Origin of the sequence: Acaryochloris marina S15, assembly GCF_018336915.1 — a bacterium.
Lineage (GTDB): Bacteria > Cyanobacteriota > Cyanobacteriia > Thermosynechococcales > Thermosynechococcaceae > Acaryochloris > Acaryochloris marina_A.
In genome coordinates this window covers 1,949,430-1,969,908 of sequence record NZ_CP064923.1, presented here as the reverse complement: position 1 = coordinate 1,969,908, position 20,479 = coordinate 1,949,430, and the positions used below count along the sequence as shown (strand labels likewise).

16 protein-coding genes and 1 tRNA gene are annotated in these 20,479 nt (G+C 47.0%); 8 read left to right on the top strand and 9 right to left on the bottom strand.

Features of this window, described 5'->3' with window-relative positions:
* Positions 1-286 precede the first annotated feature (286 nt).
* A complete protein-coding gene (locus I1H34_RS09720; RefSeq protein WP_212665434.1) occupies positions 287-2,104 on the bottom strand; it encodes an S-layer homology domain-containing protein in 1,818 nt (605 codons plus the stop codon).
* Positions 2,105-2,441: 337 nt separating this feature from the next.
* Here I1H34_RS09720 and I1H34_RS32755 point away from each other — a divergent pair, with 337 nt between their 5' ends.
* Both I1H34_RS32755 and I1H34_RS32750 read left to right on the top strand, forming a co-directional pair.
* Positions 2,442-3,761 (top strand): serine/threonine-protein kinase, encoded by a 1,320-nt coding sequence (locus tag I1H34_RS32755; protein WP_212665433.1) that lies wholly within the window; start codon positions 2,442-2,444, stop codon positions 3,759-3,761.
* Positions 3,706-7,845: a trifunctional serine/threonine-protein kinase/ATP-binding protein/sensor histidine kinase gene (locus I1H34_RS32750; RefSeq protein WP_212665432.1), complete on the top strand. Its 4,140-nt coding sequence runs from the start codon at positions 3,706-3,708 to the stop codon at positions 7,843-7,845. Before I1H34_RS32755 ends, I1H34_RS32750 begins: the two co-directional genes overlap by 56 nt.
* Here the strand turns inward: I1H34_RS32750 and aat are convergent.
* Positions 7,818-8,399: a leucyl/phenylalanyl-tRNA--protein transferase gene (aat, locus tag I1H34_RS09705; RefSeq protein WP_315874877.1), complete on the bottom strand. Its 582-nt coding sequence runs from the start codon at positions 8,397-8,399 to the stop codon at positions 7,818-7,820. The genes I1H34_RS32750 and aat overlap by 28 nt on opposite strands.
* A gap of 293 nt (positions 8,400-8,692) precedes the next feature.
* Here aat and I1H34_RS09700 point away from each other — a divergent pair, with 293 nt between their 5' ends.
* The gene (locus tag I1H34_RS09700) at positions 8,693-9,022 is read left to right on the top strand and encodes a hypothetical protein (RefSeq protein ID WP_212665430.1); all 330 of its coding nucleotides are present in this window, start codon (positions 8,693-8,695) and stop codon (positions 9,020-9,022) included.
* A 30-nt stretch (positions 9,023-9,052) separates the two neighbouring features.
* Here the strand turns inward: I1H34_RS09700 and I1H34_RS09695 are convergent, their stop codons facing one another.
* Together I1H34_RS09695 and I1H34_RS09690 are read right to left on the bottom strand one after the other, a co-directional pair.
* Entirely contained in the window at positions 9,053-9,199 is a 147-nt protein-coding gene (locus I1H34_RS09695; protein ID WP_212665429.1) for a DUF2256 domain-containing protein, read from the bottom strand.
* Between the two features lie 238 nt (positions 9,200-9,437).
* Positions 9,438-9,510, bottom strand: a tRNA-Met gene (locus I1H34_RS09690).
* 211 nt (positions 9,511-9,721) lie between these two features.
* On the opposite strand from I1H34_RS09690, the gene I1H34_RS09685 reads away from it, so the two are divergent.
* The 4 genes from I1H34_RS09685 (at position 9,722) to I1H34_RS09670 (ending at position 14,745) form a co-directional block, all read left to right on the top strand.
* A complete protein-coding gene (locus I1H34_RS09685) occupies positions 9,722-10,696 on the top strand; it encodes a cysteine synthase A (protein ID WP_212665428.1) in 975 nt (324 codons plus the stop codon).
* A 38-nt stretch (positions 10,697-10,734) separates the two neighbouring features.
* Entirely contained in the window at positions 10,735-11,739 is a 1,005-nt protein-coding gene (locus tag I1H34_RS09680) for a putative bifunctional lysylphosphatidylglycerol flippase/synthetase (RefSeq protein WP_212665427.1), read from the top strand.
* 261 nt (positions 11,740-12,000) lie between these two features.
* Entirely contained in the window at positions 12,001-14,268 is a 2,268-nt protein-coding gene (locus I1H34_RS09675) for a bifunctional diguanylate cyclase/phosphodiesterase (protein WP_212665426.1), read from the top strand.
* 87 nt (positions 14,269-14,355) lie between these two features.
* Positions 14,356-14,745: an MAPEG family protein gene (locus I1H34_RS09670; protein WP_212665425.1), complete on the top strand. Its 390-nt coding sequence runs from the start codon at positions 14,356-14,358 to the stop codon at positions 14,743-14,745.
* A 110-nt stretch (positions 14,746-14,855) separates the two neighbouring features.
* Here I1H34_RS09670 and I1H34_RS09665 read toward each other — a convergent pair whose 3' ends face one another.
* A complete protein-coding gene (locus tag I1H34_RS09665; RefSeq protein WP_212665424.1) occupies positions 14,856-15,710 on the bottom strand; it encodes an SDR family oxidoreductase in 855 nt (284 codons plus the stop codon).
* Between the two features lie 71 nt (positions 15,711-15,781).
* Positions 15,782-16,555 (bottom strand): siderophore-interacting protein, encoded by a 774-nt coding sequence (locus I1H34_RS09660; protein ID WP_212665423.1) that lies wholly within the window; start codon positions 16,553-16,555, stop codon positions 15,782-15,784.
* A 455-nt stretch (positions 16,556-17,010) separates the two neighbouring features.
* On the opposite strand from I1H34_RS09660, the gene I1H34_RS09655 reads away from it, so the two are divergent.
* Positions 17,011-17,895 (top strand): AraC family transcriptional regulator, encoded by an 885-nt coding sequence (locus I1H34_RS09655; protein ID WP_212665422.1) that lies wholly within the window; start codon positions 17,011-17,013, stop codon positions 17,893-17,895.
* A gap of 110 nt (positions 17,896-18,005) precedes the next feature.
* On the opposite strand, the gene I1H34_RS09650 is transcribed toward I1H34_RS09655, so the two are convergent.
* The 3 genes from I1H34_RS09650 to arsS are packed head-to-tail and all read right to left on the bottom strand — an operon-like array spanning position 18,006 to position 20,463.
* Complete coding sequence (locus tag I1H34_RS09650; protein ID WP_212665421.1) at positions 18,006-18,686, bottom strand: TVP38/TMEM64 family protein; 681 nt, start codon at positions 18,684-18,686, stop codon at positions 18,006-18,008.
* Positions 18,686-19,438, bottom strand: a complete 753-nt coding sequence (locus I1H34_RS09645; RefSeq protein ID WP_249369959.1) for a TVP38/TMEM64 family protein — start codon at positions 19,436-19,438, stop codon at positions 18,686-18,688. Before I1H34_RS09645 ends, I1H34_RS09650 begins: the two co-directional genes overlap by 1 nt.
* A 29-nt stretch (positions 19,439-19,467) precedes the next feature.
* A complete protein-coding gene (arsS, locus tag I1H34_RS09640; protein WP_212665420.1) occupies positions 19,468-20,463 on the bottom strand; it encodes an arsenosugar biosynthesis radical SAM (seleno)protein ArsS in 996 nt (331 codons plus the stop codon).
* Positions 20,464-20,479: the final 16 nt, after the last annotated feature.

Below are 20,479 nucleotides of genomic sequence, written 5' to 3'. Positions count from 1 at the left end.
TTAAAAACATGCTGACTAGGTGAACAAAGTGGAGAACCGGTTATAAATAATTATAATTTATAATATAAGTTAACATTCTGCAAGAATAAATGCCTCCTTTCATATTGACTCTAAATACACTAGAACCCTTTCCCCAAAAGAAATTCAGGGCTGATCTACATCACAAATAATGCAGATCAGCCCTGATAGCTTCAATGTTCAATTATGAAAATCTTGACAAGGTAGCTGCCCAAGCCACCACAGGGATTGCCCCCTATCGAAAGGCAGATTGGGCAGCCAATTAACTCTAGTTATTGAAGTTATTTAAACTCAAGGGAGCACGAAACTCCATTTGTACAGATGTTGGGTTAAACAGGATTACTGATTTACCCGAACCTTTGCCGCCCAGCAGGCTCCCCAGCCCTAATAGGCCGCCACTTGACTGCTCTTCGCCAGAAGCACTGACACCACGAAGAGATTGACTTGCCTCGGAAGACGCAATCACGTTCCCCTGAAAATCAGTTGGACTTAAAGAATTTAAGGAGGATGGAGAAATCCCCTTCGAAGCAGCAGTGATGGGATAAGTTTGAGTCCCAATCACAATTTCATTGGCAACAAATTGAGCACCTTCTTTGCCATTGACAGTCATAGGTATGATTTGGCCTCTGACTAAACTTCCTTCCGGCACTAAAACTTCATTTTGATTGTTATAAAGAGATCTCCCCGTTTTCAGTTCAACTGGAACCGTTTCACCCGGAACCATGATATACCTGGCGTTATCTGTCTGGGAGGCCAGGTCAACCTTGGTCCCAGTATCAACCAGATAGAGATTGGTAGAGTTAGGATCTACAAATGCTGTGGTTGAACCGGGTAAAAACTCAAAATCAGCATTGAGTTTCATGCCAATAAGATCGGGCTCGACCAGAATGACTTCGTCCGTGTTGTCAGACTGACCCAGAACTTGTTTACCTAAGGTTTGTCCCGTCTGAATCACACCCGGAAGTAAACTACCTGCCCCAACTTCACCACTAATTGCTAAGTCTAAAGCAGCTGATGCCGCTACGGTGGAAATACTTCCAGTTAAGTCAGCGACGCTGAGAGAACTCTTTTTACGGGCCGCAATGGGGACTGAAGAAGCATTGACGGTATAGGGCGTATTGCCAATGAGTATTTTGTTGGCGGTAAATTGAGTTCCTGTCGTCTTATCGATGGCAAAGGGCTGGAAACGACCAACAATCTTACTGCCTTTTGGAATAACAACCTGTTGACTAGTATTCACCACATCTTCGGCGACAATAAACGTGGTTTCCACATTTTCGCCCACGGTCATCACTAGATTGGCACCCGAGTCTGCCCCCTCTAGCTCAACGGGAATTTCAGTGCCGACGGCTAGGGTGCCTGTCCCAGATTCTGTAGGTGTCGAAGGCAGAGATCCGCCCTGCACAATATATTGCGACGCGGGGAAGTTGCTGCCAATCGGTGCCAAGCGTCCCTGACTCACTAACGCTTGATAAATAAAGGCGGCAATATCGGCCCGAGTTGCTTGTTGATTTGGGTTTAAGTTAGCTGCATTCGGATAATTAACAGGAATATTGCGTTGCGTCGCCGCAGCAACACCCGGTTTAGCATAGTTAGGAATTTGGGCTGCATCGTAGAAACGGAGCAAGGTGCTATCCACCCCCCCCACGGGTTGAATCTTTAATCCACTGGCAATGGCCACCAAAGCCTGTACCTTAGGAATTTCCTGATCCGGTTGGAAGGAGCCGTTGGTATAGCCCGACAAGAACCCAGTGGTATAAGCATAGTCAATGGCGGGTGAAGCCCAGTACCCATAGCTCACATCCTTAAAAGGGCGTGAGGGGCGAGTCGCAGGAGACTTAAAGGCTTGGCGGACAATGGCAGCAAACTGAGCCCGTGTCACTGGCTGGTCAGGTCGGAAGGAGCCATCGGGAAAACCGCTAATAATATTTTTTTGAGCCAGGGTATCGATAAACGGTTGAGCCCAATTGCTACTAACATCCGTAAATTGGGACTGAGCAAAGGCAGAGCGCGTAGGAACAGGAGCAACAGCGATCACTGAAGTTAGACAAGCGACAGCCACTGCACGCTGAGGAGCACTAAACATGTTTCTAACACCTTTTTTAGGACTGGATTGAACAGGTTGAACTGTGTATTCCCCAGGTCAATAAAATCCCATTCCAGTTTTGACGAAAGGTAATGCAGGGGGTTCCTGCATTGTTGTGAAATCCATACTCAAGTTTCATGACTACTCGTGGGACGTATTTTTTCAGACCGCAACACCATTTTCTGTTGGAACAGAGTCCAGTAAGCTGAGTGACAAATTCCAATATCCAAAGCTGTAGTCTAAAGAAAGGATCGCTATCTTTAATAGATCAGTGGCCTTGGCATAGTTCCTCGGTGGACAAACTTGAATCACATCCTTTTTACGGGGTTCTGTTGCAATGGGTTCCTCCATTCCTCACAACATCATTCCCAATGGGTATGAACTCCTCGAAATTCTGCATGAGGGGAAAAATACGCTGGTCTATAGAGCCCGGCGCTTGAAGGAGAAAACCTCCGTTGTCATCAAAACGACGCCTCCTCAGATGGCCTTGAGGTTTTCAGATCACCTTGCTTTTCGGAATCAATTCACCATCGGCCAGACTCTTAATCATCCTGGGATTATCCAGATTCTGGCATTAGAGCCTTGCCACCAAACCTATGCCTTAGTCATGGAAGACGTGCAGTGGACTCCCCTGTCTGAGATGCTGCAGTCTTCTATCTCCTTAAAGGATGGGTTAACCATTGCCCTGCAGCTCGCAGATATTCTGCATTATCTCGGTCAACAGCGTGTCCTCCACAAAGATATTAAGCCCGGTAATATCCTGCTTCATCCCCAAACCCTTCAGGTTAAGCTGATTGATTTTGGGATTGCCTCACTTCTACCTAAAGAGACTCAGGAGATCAAAAATCCCAATGCCTTGGAAGGCACCTTAGCTTATATCGCTCCTGAACAAACAGGACGCATGAACCGTGGGATTGATTTTAGAAGTGATTTTTATAGCTTAGGCGTCACACTATTTGAACTGTTTGCCGGGCAGCTGCCTTTTCAGGCGGATGAACCCGTGGTTTGGCTGCATTGCCATATTGCTCAGATCCCCCCTTCCCTAACGGAATTTGGCGTGCCAGGGGCTGTGGCAAATCTTGTTGCTAAGCTACTGGCTAAAAATGCTGAGGATCGCTACCAAAGTGCTTTGGGATTAAAGCATGATTTGGAACTTTGTCTGACTCAGGTGACTGCAGGAGAAGAAATTGAGCCCTTTAAATTGGGGTTGCGAGATGTTTGCGATCGCTTCTTGATACCGGAAAAACTCTATGGCCGTAAAGCTGAAGTCAAAACACTGCTGGATGCCTTTGACCGAGTTGCTCAGGGGAGTTCAGAGCTAATGTTGGTGGCAGGCTTTTCTGGGATAGGCAAAACAGCAGTCATCAATGAAGTCCACAAACCGATTACCCAAAAAAAGGGCTATTTCATCAAGGGAAAATTTGATCAGTTCAACCGCAATATTCCTTTTTCAGCCTTTGTGCAAGCGTTTCGTAGTTTAATGGGCCAACTGCTAGGGGAATCAGATTCCGATTTAGCGCATTGGAAGACCCGAGTTCTAGAGGTTGTGGGGGAAAGTGGCCAAGTTCTGATTGATGTCATTCCTGAACTAGAGCACATTATTGGCAAGCAACCCACCGTACCAGAACTCAGGAACCGTCGCCCAAAATCGGTTTAATTTACTTGTTGGCCAATTCACTCAAGTATTCTCCACTCAAGACCATCCCCTAGTCATTTTCTTGGATGACTTGCAATGGGCAGATTCAGCCTCCTTAAACCTTCTGAATCTATTGATGGGTAAATCAAAAACAGACTATTTGCTAGTACTTGGAGCCTACCGAGATAATGAGGTATTTTCTGCCCATCCACTGATGCTGCAATTGGATGAGCTGACACAGCAGGGTTCTTCGTTCCAAACATTAGCTCTAGCGTCCTTAAGCCAAAATGACATCAATCATTTGGTAGCGGATACACTTCTGTGTGCGCCTGACATTGCTTTACCACTATCTGAGCTGGTGTATCAAAAGACCCAAGGAAATCCCTTTTTTACTACCCAATTTTTACAAGGACTGCACAGTGATCAGCAAATCACTTTTGATACTGAAGCTAGATATTGGCAATGTGACCTGACTCAGGTGCAGCAGTTAGCACTCACAGATGATGTAGTCATGTTTATGGTGGGGCGATTACAGACTTTACCAGCGTCCACGCAGGAGGTGTTAAAAATTGCGGCTTGTATTGGCAATCAGTTTGATTTGGATACCTTGGCTTTGGTCTGTGAGGACAATAAAGAGCAGATAGCGACAGATTTATGGCCAGCCTTAAATGATGGCTTGATTCTTTCACAAAGCGAAGACTACAAGTTCTTCTCAAACAACAATAATGATACTGACATCAGAATTAAACAGGACATAACCGTCAGCTATCACTTTATGCATGATCGTTTCCAACAAGCTGCTGATGCTCTGATTCCTGAAGAAGATAAAAAGGAATATCACCTAAAGATCGGTCAGCTTTTATATAAAAAGAGGATCGATCAAGATCAAAAAATCAGCATTTTTAATATTGTTAATAGCCTCAATCAAGGGATTAACTTAATTGATGATCCATGCCAGCGACAACAGCTAGCCCAGCTCAATCTAGAAGCAGGTCAAAAAGCAAAAGCATCGATTGCCTATACAGAAGCTGTCTCGTATTTTGAGAGTGGGATTAAACTACTGAGTGATCAAGGGTGGAAGACTCAATATGTTCTCATCCTTTCTCTCTATTCAGAGTTGGTGGATGTTCATTATTTAAGGGGCGACTTTGAAGCCGTCGAGACGATCAGCTCTAGTGCATTAGAACATGTTTCTGTGATTGCGGATACGCTTCCCATTTACATTGCCCAAATTGCGAGTGACCAAGCCCAGGGAAAGATGTTGTCAGGTCTAGAGTTGTCCCTCAAGGTCTTGAAGTCACTGGGCATTCAAATGTCAGCAGAAATCAGTAACGATACTATCCAGAAAAAACTGAGTCAAACTCTATCAGAATTTCAGTCTAGAACGATTGATGAGTTTATTGCTCTACCCCAAACAAGCGATCCTCAGTTGCTAAGAACTCAAGATTTGCTAACCCTGATGGTGGGATATGCCTATAAGTCAAAGCCTGAACTTTTACCGATCATTATTTGCAAGCAAATTTCGCTCTTACTACAACACGGTAATATCCCAGCTTCTGCTTCAATTTATGCACTTTTTGCCATGCTGTTGTGTGGCTTTCAAAAGTTTGAATCCGGTTACTTTGCAGGGGAAGTAGCTCTAGCAGTAATGGAGGCTTTCCCTACTAAGCAATTTGAAATGCGGGTCAGGAACCTGATTTATGCCTATGTTACTCCTTGGAAGGGGTTGCTCAAAGACTGCATCCCTCCGTTAAAAAATGGATTCAGCATTGGTATTGAATCTGGAGACATTGAATATACAGCCTATGGTATCCAACACTATGTTCAATTCCTCTTTTTTTCAGGTGTTAATTTAGCCACTATCGACCAAGAGAACCAGACCTATAGCAAAGTCCTAGAAACCTATCGGCAGGACGGAATATTATGGAGTCTCCAAATTTTCCATCAAACAGCCCTAAATCTTATCAACCTTAGCGAGAAACCTTGGGAACTTGAGGGAACTATTTTTCGAGAATCTGAATGCCTACAAAATTTGCAGGAAAACAATTTCGACGTTTTGATTGCAGCACTCTACATCAATAAATTAGTTGTCAGCTATCTATTTGGCAAGCCTTTATTAGGGATTGGCTTTGCAGAAACTGCCAATAAATCGAATAGCGGATTAACAGGGGAATTTCAAATCTCTTACTTATACTATTTTCGAGCACTCTGTTGTCTAGCTATCCTCAATCAAGGTACTGCTGAAGAACGCACCCATAGCTTGTCTCAAGTTGATAATGACATCAAAAAATTGGACCTGTTTTCGCACCATGCTCCGATGAATTTCAAGCATCAGGTGGACTTGGTTAAAGCTGAAAGACATCGAGTATTGGATCAAAAACTGGAGGCAATTGATGCCTATGAGCTTGCTATTGCCGGTGCGAAGGAAAATGGTTATGTCCAAGAAGAAGCACTAGGGAATGAACTAGCAGCAAAGTTCTACCTCGATTGGGGCAAAGATAAATCTGCCACAGCTTATATACAAGAAGCTTACGGCTGCTACGCTCGCTGGGGAGCAAAAGCCAAAACTGATGATCTTGAACAGCGTTATACTCATTTGCTCCAACCTATTCTTCAGCCAAGATCGCAGTCGCTCAATCCACTTGCGACCTTGGCCAGTCTTGTTGATACCAATCTATCGATTCATTCTTCAGCTTCAGTTACTTCGAACCGAACCAACCTCAATACTAGTCTCGACTTTGCAGCTCTTCTTGCAGGAGCCCAAGCTCTCTCAGAAAGCTTGAATCTAAGTGAACTACTAGAAAAGCTCACCCAGATGATATTGCAAAATTCTGGAGCAGATAGCTTAGTATTGCTCCTACCAGAAACAGATGATTCCTGGCATATCAGAGCCACTGCTATCCCTGAGACGACGCAACTCACGAACGAACCTCTCGTTGGCAACTCCAACTTACCTGTTCAACTCATTCAATACGTCCAACATACGCAAGAGGTTCTGGTTGTTGATGACTTAGACATCGACTTACCCATCCTTGATGATTATCTACAACAACATCAACCTTGCAGTGTTCTCTGTTTACCTATTCGATATCAAGGCAATCTCAGTGGCTTGTTGTATTTGCAGAACCAATCTACGGCGGGGGTATTTACTTGCGATCGCATCACCGTACTCAACTTCCTCTGTTCCCAAGCAGCCATCGCCCTAGAGAATGCTCGACTGTTCTCCAAAAGACTAGACATAGAAGCTGAACTGCAACAGCTGAACGCCCAACTGGATCAGCGGGTCAAAGAGCGCACCCAAGAACTCTCAGAAACCCTAGAAACGTTAAAGTCAGCTCAAGTCAGTCTGATCGAAGCAGAGAAGATGGCTGCGTTAGGCACTTTAGTTGCTGGGGTAGCCCACGAAATCAATACCCCCATTGGCACTAGCATCACCGTTGCCTCTACCCTCGCAGATGAGAGTGAACAATTTCTGCAAGCAGCTGAGAACGGTCAACTCAGGCGGTCGACTCTCAATCAATATCTAGAGGTGGTCCGCCAATGCACCCAACTACTGAACAGTAATCTCAGCCGAGCTGCAGATCTGATTCAAAGCTTCAAGCAAGTCGCGATTGATCAATCCCATCAGGAGTTACGCACCTTCAATTTGAAAGCTTATGTGGAAGAAGTGGTGACCAGTCTTCAGCCCCAGGTTAAGCATTCTGGTCACCAACTGAGGGTGTCTGGAGATGAGTGGATCACCCTCACCCATAATCCAGGGGTAGTGGCTCAACTGATTACGAACTTGGTAACTAACTCCATCAAGCATGCCTACGCCGAAGGTGAAACAGGGCAGTTACAGATTCAAATTAAACAGCAAGACCAACGGGCCTTTATGACATACAGCGATGATGGCTGTGGTATTCCGCCAGCAAATCTTTCTAAAGTGTATGAACCCTTCTTCACCACTGCTCGTCATCGAGGGGGGACGGGATTGGGACTCAATATTGTCTACAACATTGTGACCCAGTCTCTTCAAGGCACCATTCAGATAGATAGTCAGGTCGGGCAAGGCACCACATTTACAATCGCAATCCCCTATAAACCCGACTTAAAAGCCCGCTGAAGCTGAATCGCAGCTTGAAGGTTTTGCTGGTACTCTTTTTCAGAAATGGTGTAAGCCCCAAATCGCTCCAAATGAGGATTGGTGATTTGGACATCAAACAAGGCAAATTGTTGCGATCGCAAATGATTCACCAACATCACCATCGCGGCTTTGGAGCCTTCGGAGATATGGAAAAACATCGATTCACCAATAAATACCCCACCAATCACTAATCCGAGGATGCCCCCTGCCAATTGATCGTCTTGCCAAGTTTCATAGCTATAAGCCCACCCAGCTTTATATAGCAACATGTAGATCATCTTCAGTTCATCAGAGATCCAGGTCGAGTCGCGATTAGCACAGCCTTCGACCACCCCAAAAAAATCACGATTGATCGCTGACGTAAATCGGTTTTGGTTCAGACTCCGGCGGAGGGATTTTGGGTAGCGAAACCGATCATCCAACGGCATAACGGTCCGGGTCTGACTGGAATACCATCCCAACCCATCACCATTATCCATCAGAAAATAGCCTTGACGGTACCCTGCAATGATCTCAGCTGGATCAATCTGCATCATCTTTGACATCGAATCAAACTGAAGTCACCTGCTACGGACATTTCCTCTTCAACATTTTAAGGAAATTACCGAAGGACATCGACTGATTCAGCATTTTTTGCCGACTCTTTAGATGAATTTCAGAAATGAGAGACGAACTTATACAACTTAAACCCAGACTCAAACAAGAACAAAAAACTGACCCTGCAATACTCAGAACATCACAAAAGCCTCCACCACGATTAGAACCCTTATAGCAGCCTGATTCAGGCTCCATCTCGTCTTCATCCACCTCTACAGGACTGATTAGCATGATGCCTCAACACCAACTTTTAGCCACCACCGGTTATTACATTCGTCAGTTGATTAAACAACAGGGTCAGGAGTTCAAATCCGCCGTTGCTCATGGGACTCAGCTTATTGCTGATACCACCGCCGATATCAATCGCATTATTGCCAGTCTCTACCCTAATGAGACAGAAACCACTCAAATGATGAGTGAACTAGAACTGCTAGTCAAAGTCCATCAGCATCTTCGCAGCCAAAACAGCCTCTATGCCAGCACAGTTGAACAGCTCCAAGACATAGAAGCCAGAATCTTTCGTATTCTAGGACTCAGCCGAGTGGGTTATGCCCACTGAATTTCTCAAAGAATTGGGTAACCCATGGAGTTAAGACGATGACTGACGATTTCTGCGGCATCTCTCAGAACAGTAAATAACGTCGTCCCAGCAATTTCGCCATTTTTTGCGCCAGGTAAACGGCAATCCACAAACTGGGCAAATCTTAGTAGGTAAGTCGCGTTTTTGGGGTGCCATGCTGAGTTCATTACGAAATTGAATGGGGTTCAATCCTTGAGAAGTTGCCGACAGATCATTTCCTTCTCTTTGATGGGGCAGGAGTTCAAACCCGAATCAGCGAAAACTGTAGAGTAGGAGTCTTGATACTGCCTAGCCTAATTGTAATGAGAGAAGTCTCACAGAACGATGATTTCTGCTGAACCCTATCTGAAAGCAATCTTCCAAGCAAGCCTCCAGCTCATACAAATTTTAGAAATGGCTCAAGGCAGATTTGAACTGCCGACCTTGGGCTTATGAGTCCCCTGCTCTAACCACTGAGCTACTGAGCCAGATAGTCGGTTGGTGAGAATGACTGAAACGGGTTAGCTTTCATCAAACACCGACAGTTTAGTAGCGTAACATACACAGCAGACCCTTTGCACCCTCGGTTTGGGGAATTTCTCAATTTTGGCAAACACCGGGGTAGCAGACCCATAACCCTTGGTCACAGCCGTGCATGTCGTGGGAAGATAGGCAAATATGTAAATCTTTTCCGCGACCATGGACATTAAACACGGCTTTGTCGGCGCAGTTGGCAACACTCCCCTCATTCGCCTCAATAGTTTCAGTGAGCAAACCGGCTGTGAAATTTTGGGCAAAGCTGAGTTCTTAAATCCAGGCGGTTCCGTCAAGGATCGAGCGGCTTTGTTTATGATCAATGACGCCGAAAAAAGAGGGGTGCTTAAACCCGGCGGTACAGTTGTGGAAGGCACGGCAGGCAATACCGGAATTGGCCTCGCCCATATCTGCAATGCCAAAGGCTATAAATGCTTAATTGTCATCCCTGAAACCCAGTCCCAAGAGAAGATGGATGCGTTGCGGCTATTGGGGGCAGAAGTGCGGGCCGTGCCAGCGGTGCCCTATCGTGATCCCAATAACTATGTCAAACTATCGGGTCGGATTGCCGATGAGCTAGACAATGCCGTATGGGCCAACCAATTCGATAATTTGGCCAATCGTCTCGCCCATTATGAGGGCACAGGCCCCGAAATCTGGCAACAGACCGATGGCAAGATCGATGCCTGGGTAACTTCAACTGGAACTGGCGGCACCTATGCCGGGGTAGCCCTCTATCTCAAAGAACAAAACCCCAATCTCAAAACTATTTTGGCGGACCCCATGGGCAGCGGTCTCTATAGCTATGTCAAGACTGGAGAAATTAAGCCGGAAGGCAATTCCGTCACTGAGGGCATTGGCAACAGCCGGGTCACGGCTAATTTGGAAGGGGCTCCCATCGATGATGCAGTTCAAGTGGATGACCCTGAAGCGCTGCGGGTCATTTATCAACTTTTGAGAGAAGATGGCTTGTTCCTAGGGGGATCTGTTGGCATCAATGTGGGCGCAGCGGTGGCCCTTGCCAAGGAGATGGGACCTGGGCATACCATCGTCACGGTGCTTTGTGATAGCGGCACTCGCTATCAGTCTAAGTTGTTTAATCCAGACTGGCTGCAGGCCAAAGGACTCAGTCCTGATTAAAAGACTAGCGGTCTAAACCCAAGTTAGAGCATATCTTCATGGATCAGCGTTGGAGCTGGATTAAGCAGCTATGGACGAGCTATAAGGCCGTCTTTTTTGCCGGATTGCTGATGGCGGTTTTGGCCTTTTTAGGGAAAGCCTTATTTGAGCATTGGCAGGCGATTGCAGCCATTCAAATTACCTTGTCGGCTTGGGCTAGTGTTGCGATCGCAACCGGTATCACCCTGTTTGCCTTTACCGGGACGGGATGGGTCTGGGGATGGATTCTAGAAGATTTGGGGCATCCCGTCAGCAATGTTTGGGCAACCCAGATTTACCTGACCACCAATATTGCCAAATACTTACCCAGCAATTTGCTCCATCTCTATGGTCGAACCTTAGCTGCCCAAAATATAGGCATTCCTCTAACCGCTGCCTCCCTCAGTGTCATTCTCGACACCCTCTTAATGATTTCAGCAGGGTTAATTCTCGGTTTGTTAAGTGTGCCTCGGAGCGGTCTATGGACTGCAGGCTTGGGACTGCTAGCCGCATTAATTATTGTCCATCCTAGAATTTTGCGGTTTCTGATTCGACGGCTGTCTCAACTCGGAGCCGTTATTTCTAAATCCAAACCCAAAAGGAAAGCCAAGCCCTTCCTACTCAAGCACTATCCCTGGCGGCCTTTACTCGGTGAAATTAGCATTATTGTCCTTAGGGGTCTTGGATTTGCCCTCACCGTCCAAGCCCTCACTCCAGTCGAGATTGAAGCCATTCCGCGTCTGATTAGCATTTTCAGTATTGGCTGGCTGCTAGGATTTGTCACCCCTGGAGTTCCAGGCGGAGTCGGCGTATTTGAACTCACCGTCTGCCAACTGATGATTCGCCCCGGCGTCCTGACTGAGACCTCCACCCTGTCCTACGGATTGGCGTTGGGCAGTGTCGCTTTGTATCGATTGATGAACACCCTTGCCGAAGCCTTGGGGGCAGGTCTAGCGTGGTTAGACACTAAGCAATCTCAAACTGCAACAGCCCCCATTCTCCGTTCTAATCCTAAAAAACCATAGCTCCACATAGCTTTGAAGCCTTAAAGCTCTTATTAAAAAAGTGGTTCAATCGGGCAGATTGCTAGTTCTAGAAATCGAGCTTAACAATACGAAATATTCTGTTTAAACATGTCCGTATATTTGCTGAGGACAACCACCTAAATCAACTCGTACCCTTTGAGGGAAGACGATTTATTCAGCCAGTATTCAGAAATATGCGTGAATTTACGCTATTTCAATCGGTATAAATCATCGTTTATCTGTGCTTGGAGTAAATTCGGTGTGACGTCCCCTCCGCTCTACGAGATCGTGAAAAGCGACCAACAGGCCAACTTAGATCATCTGACAGCTGCCTGCCCTGCGGTCATGTACAGCAGCTGTCCCGGTGCCTTTGATTTAACGGCTGTTTCCCAGAGCGTTACATCCCTATTTGGCTATACCGATCAGGATTTACTCGCAGAGCCAACCCGCTGGCTATCCCTGATCCATCCTGACGATCGGTCCCTGGTATTAGCAACCCTCAGCCAAGGCACGTTAGATATTTGGCAGGAGTGCGAGTACCGCTTTTTTCATAAACAGTTAGGGTATCGCTGGGTTCAAAATATCTTTCAGCTCGTGTCTAAACCGACAGGGCCAGGATTAGAGCTGATTGGTTGTTGGCTGGATCGCACCGAACACCTCCAGCATCGATTAGCCCAACAACAGCGGGATGCCTTACTAACCGCCGTAGCTGAAGCCAGTCAATATCTGCTCACGGGCTCCCACTTCAATACAGCGGTCACCAAAGCCCTGGCCGTGACCGGTAATGCAGCGCAGATCGATCGGCTCTATGTTTGCGAACTCCATACGTCTAAGACTGGCGTGCTCACCCCCCAACTGCGCTATGCCTGGGTGAAGAAGACCGAGTCGGCTTCCAGTTTACAGCTGCCCTGGACCGTTCCCGCCGATGTGATCGGGCAACGACGTTGGTACCAGTCCTTGGTTCGCCGTCTACCTTTTTCCCAGCTGACTCGAGATTTTCACGAAATTGAGCGATCGCATCTGAAACGAGCCGACATTTGCTCTGTTTTTCTCCTCCCCATCTTTATCGAAGATCAGCTCTGGGGATTTATGAGCTTTGAGAATCGCCATATTGAACGTCAATGGTCTGCCCCAGATATTTCTCTGTTACAAACCTTGGTGGCAAGTCTCAGTGGGGCTTTAAAACATCATCAGAAAGAGAGTGAACTCCTCCATCATGCCTTCCACGATCCCTTAACGGGCTTACCGAATCGCGCCTTGTTTACGAATCGATTAGAACAATCTCTCAAACAGCTGAAGCGCTATCCCGACTATCTGTTTGCCGTGCTGTTTTTGGATTTAGATCGGTTCAAAATCATTAATGACAGCATGGGCCATGGGGTTGGTGATCAGTTGCTGATGGGCATTGCTGAACGATTGCTGTCCTCGTTGCGTCCAGGCGATACGGCCTCTCGTTTAGGAGGAGACGAATTTGTGATTTTACTCAATGGTCTCCAAAACCAAGAAGATGCCTCTGCGACGGCAGAACGTCTCCGCCAACAGTTGACCTTACCCTTTAATCTGGGGGTACATGAGATTTTCATTGACGTTAGCATTGGCATCACCCTCAGTAACTTTGGGTATCAAGATGCCGAGCAGGTGTTGCAAGATGCAGATGTGGCCATGTACCAGGCTAAGTCAGCGGGTAAAGGCTGTCATAAGGTCTTTAACACCGGCATGCAGTCCCAGACCATGGCGAGATCGCAGCTAGAAACAGAAATGCGGCGGGCCATTGAACGCCAAGCCTTTGAGATCTACTACCAGCCCATTGTCTGCCTGAAGACTGGAGCGATTGACACCTTTGAAGCGTTAATTCGGTGGTACGACAGCAACCATCAACCCATTGCCGCCTCCGATCTAATTGGCATTGCCGAAGAGTCTGGCATGATTCAGGATTTGGGATTATCGGTATTGCAGCAGGCCTGTAATCAGCTGCGTCAGTGGCAACGCCTTCCAGATTATGAAACCCTGCGAATTAGCGTGAATTTATCGGCGAAACAGCTGTTTCACAGTGATTTAGTCACCAAGGTGGCGGATATTCTGACTGCATCTCGCATCGATCCGACCCATCTCAAGCTAGAGCTGACGGAAAGCACGATTATTCGCAATGATCAGACAACGATTACCTTACTGAAACAGCTGCGAGATCTGGGATTAGAACTCTATCTCGATGATTTTGGGGCGGGATATTCTTCTTTAAGCTATCTGTATAGCCTGCCTATTAATGCCTTAAAGATTGATCAAACTTTTGTCCAACGAATCGATATGGGGGCAGAGGGACAAGCGATTATTCGTTCGATTCTCTTACTTGCCAATAATTTAGATCTGAAGGTAGTTGCGGAAGGAGTGGAGAATAAAACCCAGCTCAATTACCTCAATTCCCTCGACTGCACCCACGGCCAAGGCTTTTTGTTTGCTCCACCCCTAACGGCGAGGGGCGCGACTTCCTTGTTGCGATCGCAAGATCGATTCGAGTATCAATCCGCCTAAAAACCAACCTTTCTCTTGGCATAGAACACAAATATTCCATTGCTCAGTACCATTAATGCTATGGTATTTGGCTTAAATTAACCTGCGATGACAACTGTACTATTTTGTGCCCTGGCTCTCGCCATGTGGTCTCTCCCCCTCAATTACATCCCCACCCTGGCACGGTTTGCAAAAGGTGGAATGGAATGGGCCGCAAGCAATCGGGACACCATGCCTGAGATTCCACCCTGGGCTCAACGGGCAGAGCGGGCTCAGCGCAACCATTATGAAAATTTACCGATGTTAGTGGTAACCCTGCTCGTCGTTCAGTTGTCGGGAGCAGCCAACCCATTGATTAATCTGGCAGCAATAATTATGGTTGCCTGCAGGATCTTCCATGCCTTTGCCTATATTATTGGCGTGCCAGTATTGCGTTCGTTAGGGTTTGTAGGGGCTATGTTGTCCTTATTTGTAATTCTGTGGCAGCTCTTGGTGTAGCCCACCATCGTCAATCACTCGCTTCATTGATTTTCTAGGTGGCAATTAAACTACCTCGCCAACCTACTCTTGGACCTGGCAAAACAACGAGCCCTTGAATGATTCCAGATTTAAGACATTTGCTTTAAGCCCATAAAATAATCTCTCCAACTTTGGTGTTTTCTACCTGCAACTGCTGAGAAATCACTGGGGTTATCAGCCTTACCGTCATGAATCCCTTCATAAATTCCTGCAATCACAGTCCCCATAAACTCACCTAATTCAGCCATGCGATCGCATCGATAGTCCTCTATAGTCATGGCACGGTAGTTCAGTTGAGTACCGAAGGCCCAATTTAAATACCCAGCTAGTTCAGATTGGGTAATGGCTTCACCATGCAAATTATAGATTTCGCCATTGTACTTGTCCTCAGTCAACATGCGGGTATAGGCATAGGCCAACTCTGAGCGAGTGGTATAACCACACTTACCCTCTCCAGCGCAGTTCGTAATCTCCCCGGCTTGTTGATAGGTCTCGATGTAGTCCACATCAGGCTCAATGTAAATGCCATTGCGGCCAATGACCCATTGCAAACCACTATTGCGAACATCTTGTTCAGTTTTGCGATTACTTTGAATAACCGGACTAAAGGTTGTGCCTTCATCAGCACCCTGAACACTGGTGTAAACAATTTTGGTAACACCTGCTGCTTTAGCCGCTGCAATGACATTACGATGTTGGCCAATGCGTTTATCAGGGGCATCCATACCGGAGACTAGCAGTAACTTATCTATCCCCAGCAGCGAGGATTCTAACTCCGCTAGATTATTGTAATCGCCCTTGCGAACCTCTACGCCTAGATGAGCTGCCCTAGCGGGTGTCCGTGCCAGACCCACAACGTTCTCCTGACCCATCACTAAGCCCGTAGCTTTAACAATTTCGCCACCTAGTTTTCCACTGGCTGCTGTGATCGCAATTTTTGTCATCGCTCTTCCTTCTCTTAAAATCCTTCGGAAACAATGCTCACGCTTGAGCCGTTTGGTAGCACTTTTTGTATCTAAGATTCACCATAATCATGGTCTGGGTGATTGCTTGTATCTAATTTCCAATATCCTCGGGAAACAAGTCTATCTTTACTAACGCCCTGTTGATTCAATAGGTGTGAGCGCATCCGGCGCATCGCATTCGCTTCACAAGCAATCCACCAAAAGACATCATCCAAGTCTTCTATACCCATCAACACATTCGGTAGATACTTTTCCAGGAGTAGGCCTGGCTCTGCAGATTGCTCTTTGCGAAATAGCCAGGTTGGCTGAACCCCAATTTTGGAACTGAGGGATCGCTGTTCATGAACATCTTCGACTTCGCAAATGACGATGGGGCTACAGTTGGCCGGAAGTGATTCCAACAGGATACCTGCAGCAGGCATAGCAGACTCATCCACCAACATGACCATTACTGCGACATCTGGAATATCCATTCCTCCTCCTGGTCCAGCCACAGTGATGGTCTCACCCACCTGGGCCTGGGCTGCCCAAGTCGAGGCCAAGCCGCTGCCATGAAGCACAAATTCCACCGTCAGTTCATGAGTCTCGGAATTAAAGTGCCGGGGGGTATAGGTCCGCATCTGGGAGCGCATTTTCTTGGGGTCAACGGGTTCATTTGGATCAACGCCAAACAGCAGCTTAATATGTGCCCCCGGACGAGGGGTGTTAAAACCGACTAGGGGTTCACCACCCAGCACGATCCGTCGCACTCGAGGCGTAACTTGATCAATTTTTTGGACAGTGACCTGCCGCATCTGACGGCGATGTTTTGGGTTAAGGATCATATTTTTGGTTTACGAATTAACAGTTCTAAGAAGCAGTCGTTATCTCAGGCACACGATTATGGTGTTGGCGAGTCAACATCATGCTTTGATAAAGCGGGCGTTTTGGAACTTTGCAGAGTTATGAAATCAGGGCCCATTCTGGCGACAAGAATGGTCGGTAGATGTCCTCTCATCTGTTGGCTATCACTAGCCCTCAAAACATCATTACCGAATCCAAACTTGCCGTTTTTATTGGTCCTGAATATATTGATTGGGATTAATGCAAGGAATAGGTGCTTGATCTCCAGAATCTAAACTGTTTAGGAAGGCAATACCCTTTTCTTTAGGTGTTAGCGATTCCAGGTCAATGCTCTAATGGATAAACCTGAGACTGGCGTGGGCTTGATTTAGTTACCATCATAAATAACCGAGCCAGTATAAGAAAGAGTCAAATCTGCTAATATTTGGGGTCAAAAATGGACACACTGTCCCTGGCGAATGTGCAATGGTCGCCTGCGGTCAACAGTCACTTTGAAGTACTGCGCTTGCAGAATTTATACAACCGAGAGCTGCCAGAGGATCACGATCCTTGGCAACCGCACCGCCTTCACTTCCATGCTTTAATTTTGTTTACCCAGGGCCAGGGCACCCACGGCATTGATTTTATTGAATATCCCGTCAAGGCAGGGACATTAATTCATGTTTGTGCCAATCAGGTACACTATTTTGGTCATGCCCCAGAATTAGATGCCTTTATGGTCGTGTTTGTGCCTGCTGCCTTGCCGACCCATTTATTAGGACTATCCACCAATATTTCCAGTCCCTTATCTTGGTCTACCATTCAGCATGTTTGGCCATCCATTACATCTCTTGAATTGAAGCAAGCCCAGATGCTCCAACAACACATTGAAGTATTGGAAACTCATCAAACAATGGACAGCCAACTGCGGCCCGCTGCGCAATATCTATTGTGGTCTGTCATTGCTTTTGCATCCCAGGCGGCAGTGGAATCAGACAAACATCACTCGGCAAAAACAATAGATCCGCGATTTCTAGAGTTTGTTGAGTTGCTGGAGCAATCCTATGAGTCCTGTCGCAATATGAAATGGTACGCGGCACGGATGAATTGCTCGGCTAAAACGCTGTCTCGCATCTGTAGGACAGCGGCTGGCAAATCACCTAAGGCGATTACGGACGAACGGGTGGCTGTTGAGGCCCAGCGACGCTTACTGTTTGGTCAAACGACGGTGAAAGAGGTGGGAGCTTCGTTGGGATTTGAGGAGACGACCAATTTTATTAAGTTCTTTAGACGACTGGTGGGTCAGAATCCTGATGAATTTCGGTCAGCTTCAAGATTTTAGGCTCTAGCTTATGCCTTTGGATGAGGAAAGCTACTTAATCCTTTACTGATCTCGAACTCAAGTTACTGACAGCTATCTTGTGAGAAAAATTAGGCGGATGTCGAAGCCCTTCAATTAAACGATCGCTTCTGGCGGAGTAGCAAAGGCATTGCCGACAATATCGCTAGGCAGGTACAGGCAATCACTAAGGGCCAAGGGCCTTTGCCATGCATCGCCTCATTACCAGCGACGCCGATCCAGGTATAGGCAATCACACCGGGGATAATGCCAATAAGCGTTCCCAAGCTGTAAGGAAACCAGTGAATGGTAGTCATACCAAACAGGAAATTCACCAAATTAAAGGGTGAGATCGGGGCAAAGCGGACGATCAGAACAAAGCTAAACGGATGCTGGAGGACCGCCTGATTGAAGGAGCAGAGGAGCTTGCGATCGCGCACGCGTTTCTGTGCCCAATCTAAGAAGAGATAGCGAGCCATCCAGAAGGCTCCCAGAGCTCCCAAGGTAGCTCCGACTAGGGATAAGACACTTCCCCATAGCAGGCCAAACAAGATACCGCCCACAATCGTGAGAATAACACCAGGGACACCCAGCATCGTGGCGACGATATGTAGCAGAAGAAAGATGATGTAGCCCCATAAACCATGGGATTGCACAACCTCCACTAAATGCATCTGGTCAAACAGCAAGGGACCATACCGAATGACTAGGGGAAGCAACAACACCCCTACCACCCCTGCTAGTAATCGTCTGCGACCTTTCACTTGCCGTTGGCGTAGTCCTTCTTGCAGCATTAGCTTAATTCTTGCTCTACCACAGAGCCGGTTTCAGGAACGGCTTCTGCCAGCGCTTTTCGGGCAACTTTAGTCACATAGACCGTCACTAAAACCGTGGCAAGAAAACCGATAATGCGGATGGCCCAAGTAATGGTGGGGTTAGAGGGTTGATCTCCTGTGCCGATTGTGGCGATATTCCCCGCTAGAGATCCGAGATAGACATACATAATGGTGCCGGGAATCATGCCCACGGAACCGAAAAAGTAATCTCTTAAAGAAACTCCCGTAACCCCCATGCCATAGTTGAGTAAGTTAAAGGGAAAAATGGGGGATAGCCGGGTCAGTAGAACAATCTTGAACCCTTCTTTACCGACCGCTTTATCAATCGCTGCAAATTTATCATTGCCTTCAATTTTTTTAGAGATCCAGCCCCGAGCGGCATATCGCCCCACCAGAAAAGCGAGAGTAGCCCCAATAGTGGCCCCAATAAAGACTAAAAAAGATCCTTGAACCACTCCAAAGACAACCCCTGCGCCTAGGGTCAAAATGGACCCCGGCAAAAAGGCAACGGTGGAAACAATGTAAATCCCAATAAATGCGATCGCACCGACAGGACCTAATTCTTTCACCCATAACAGGGCATCCCGAAGCAGTTGCTGGGGATTGAAACCACCCCCATCTGCGGCCCAAGCAGGAGATGCCGTAATCACCAAAAAGGCTAAAGCTGCTAATAAAACAGGTTGGATTTTTTTCCAGTGACGAACATTCATAGATTTACCTTTAAAAAATGTGTGTGATGTCATAACAAAGAACCGCCGCAGCTCGAACCACTCCCCGCAGTGCAGCCATAGCAATAGGGCGCTGTTTTTACGTCTTCAATTAAATCGAGACTGCCAGCGTCCAACAGCTTTTTCACCGTTAACCGCTCCCCCTTAGGGGTGGTAGCTGGAATCTCCTCCATTTGATTGAAATCGCAGTCATAGATATTGCCCAGATAATCGACGGATAGCTCATTGCGACACATTAAATGCTCTATCGTCGAGTCATTAAAATGGCCTTCCAAAAACTGAAGATAGGGCTGATGAAGCTGACGATGTTGCAAATGAAACTTGGTGCGACCGATGGGTAGATTGGTAATCGCAAATAGATGATTAAAGGTAATTCCGAACTGCTCCCCTAAGTGCTGTTTATAGGCCTGTTCTAAGGGCTGCTGATCCGGGGCTAGGGCAAAGTCCAGGGTGGTGGGCACCTGGGGGTTATACACCAGGTCCAACAATAGATTCGGATCCGAGCCATAGCCCAACTGATTCAACCGCTGCAGCGCTTTGATTGAGCTGTCAAAGACGCCATCACCCCGCATTTTGTCTACATTTTGCTCCAGATAACAGGGCAGGGAGGCCACCACTCGCAGTTGATGCTGGGCAAAATATTCGGGTAAATCTTCAAAACCCGGTTCAAAGTAAATGGTTAAATTCGAACGAACGATGACTTCCTTGTTGTGGGAGCGAGCTGCCTCTACTAGGGGACGAAAGCCGTAATTCATCTCCGGGGCACCCCCCGTTAGATCCACGGTTTCAATCTGAGGGAATTGATGAATCAGTTCAACCAACTGATCACAGACGTCTGGGGATAACTCCTCTGTCCGTTTCGGACTGGCCTCCACATGGCAATGGCTACAGGCTAAGTTGCACCGCCGCCCCAAATTGATTTGCAGCACCGTAATGGGCTGCTTGCTGAGGGGAGCAGCTAACTTCTGGGTAAACGGAGTGAGAGAGGGGGTAGTTGAAACAGTCATATCAGCTCGATCCACA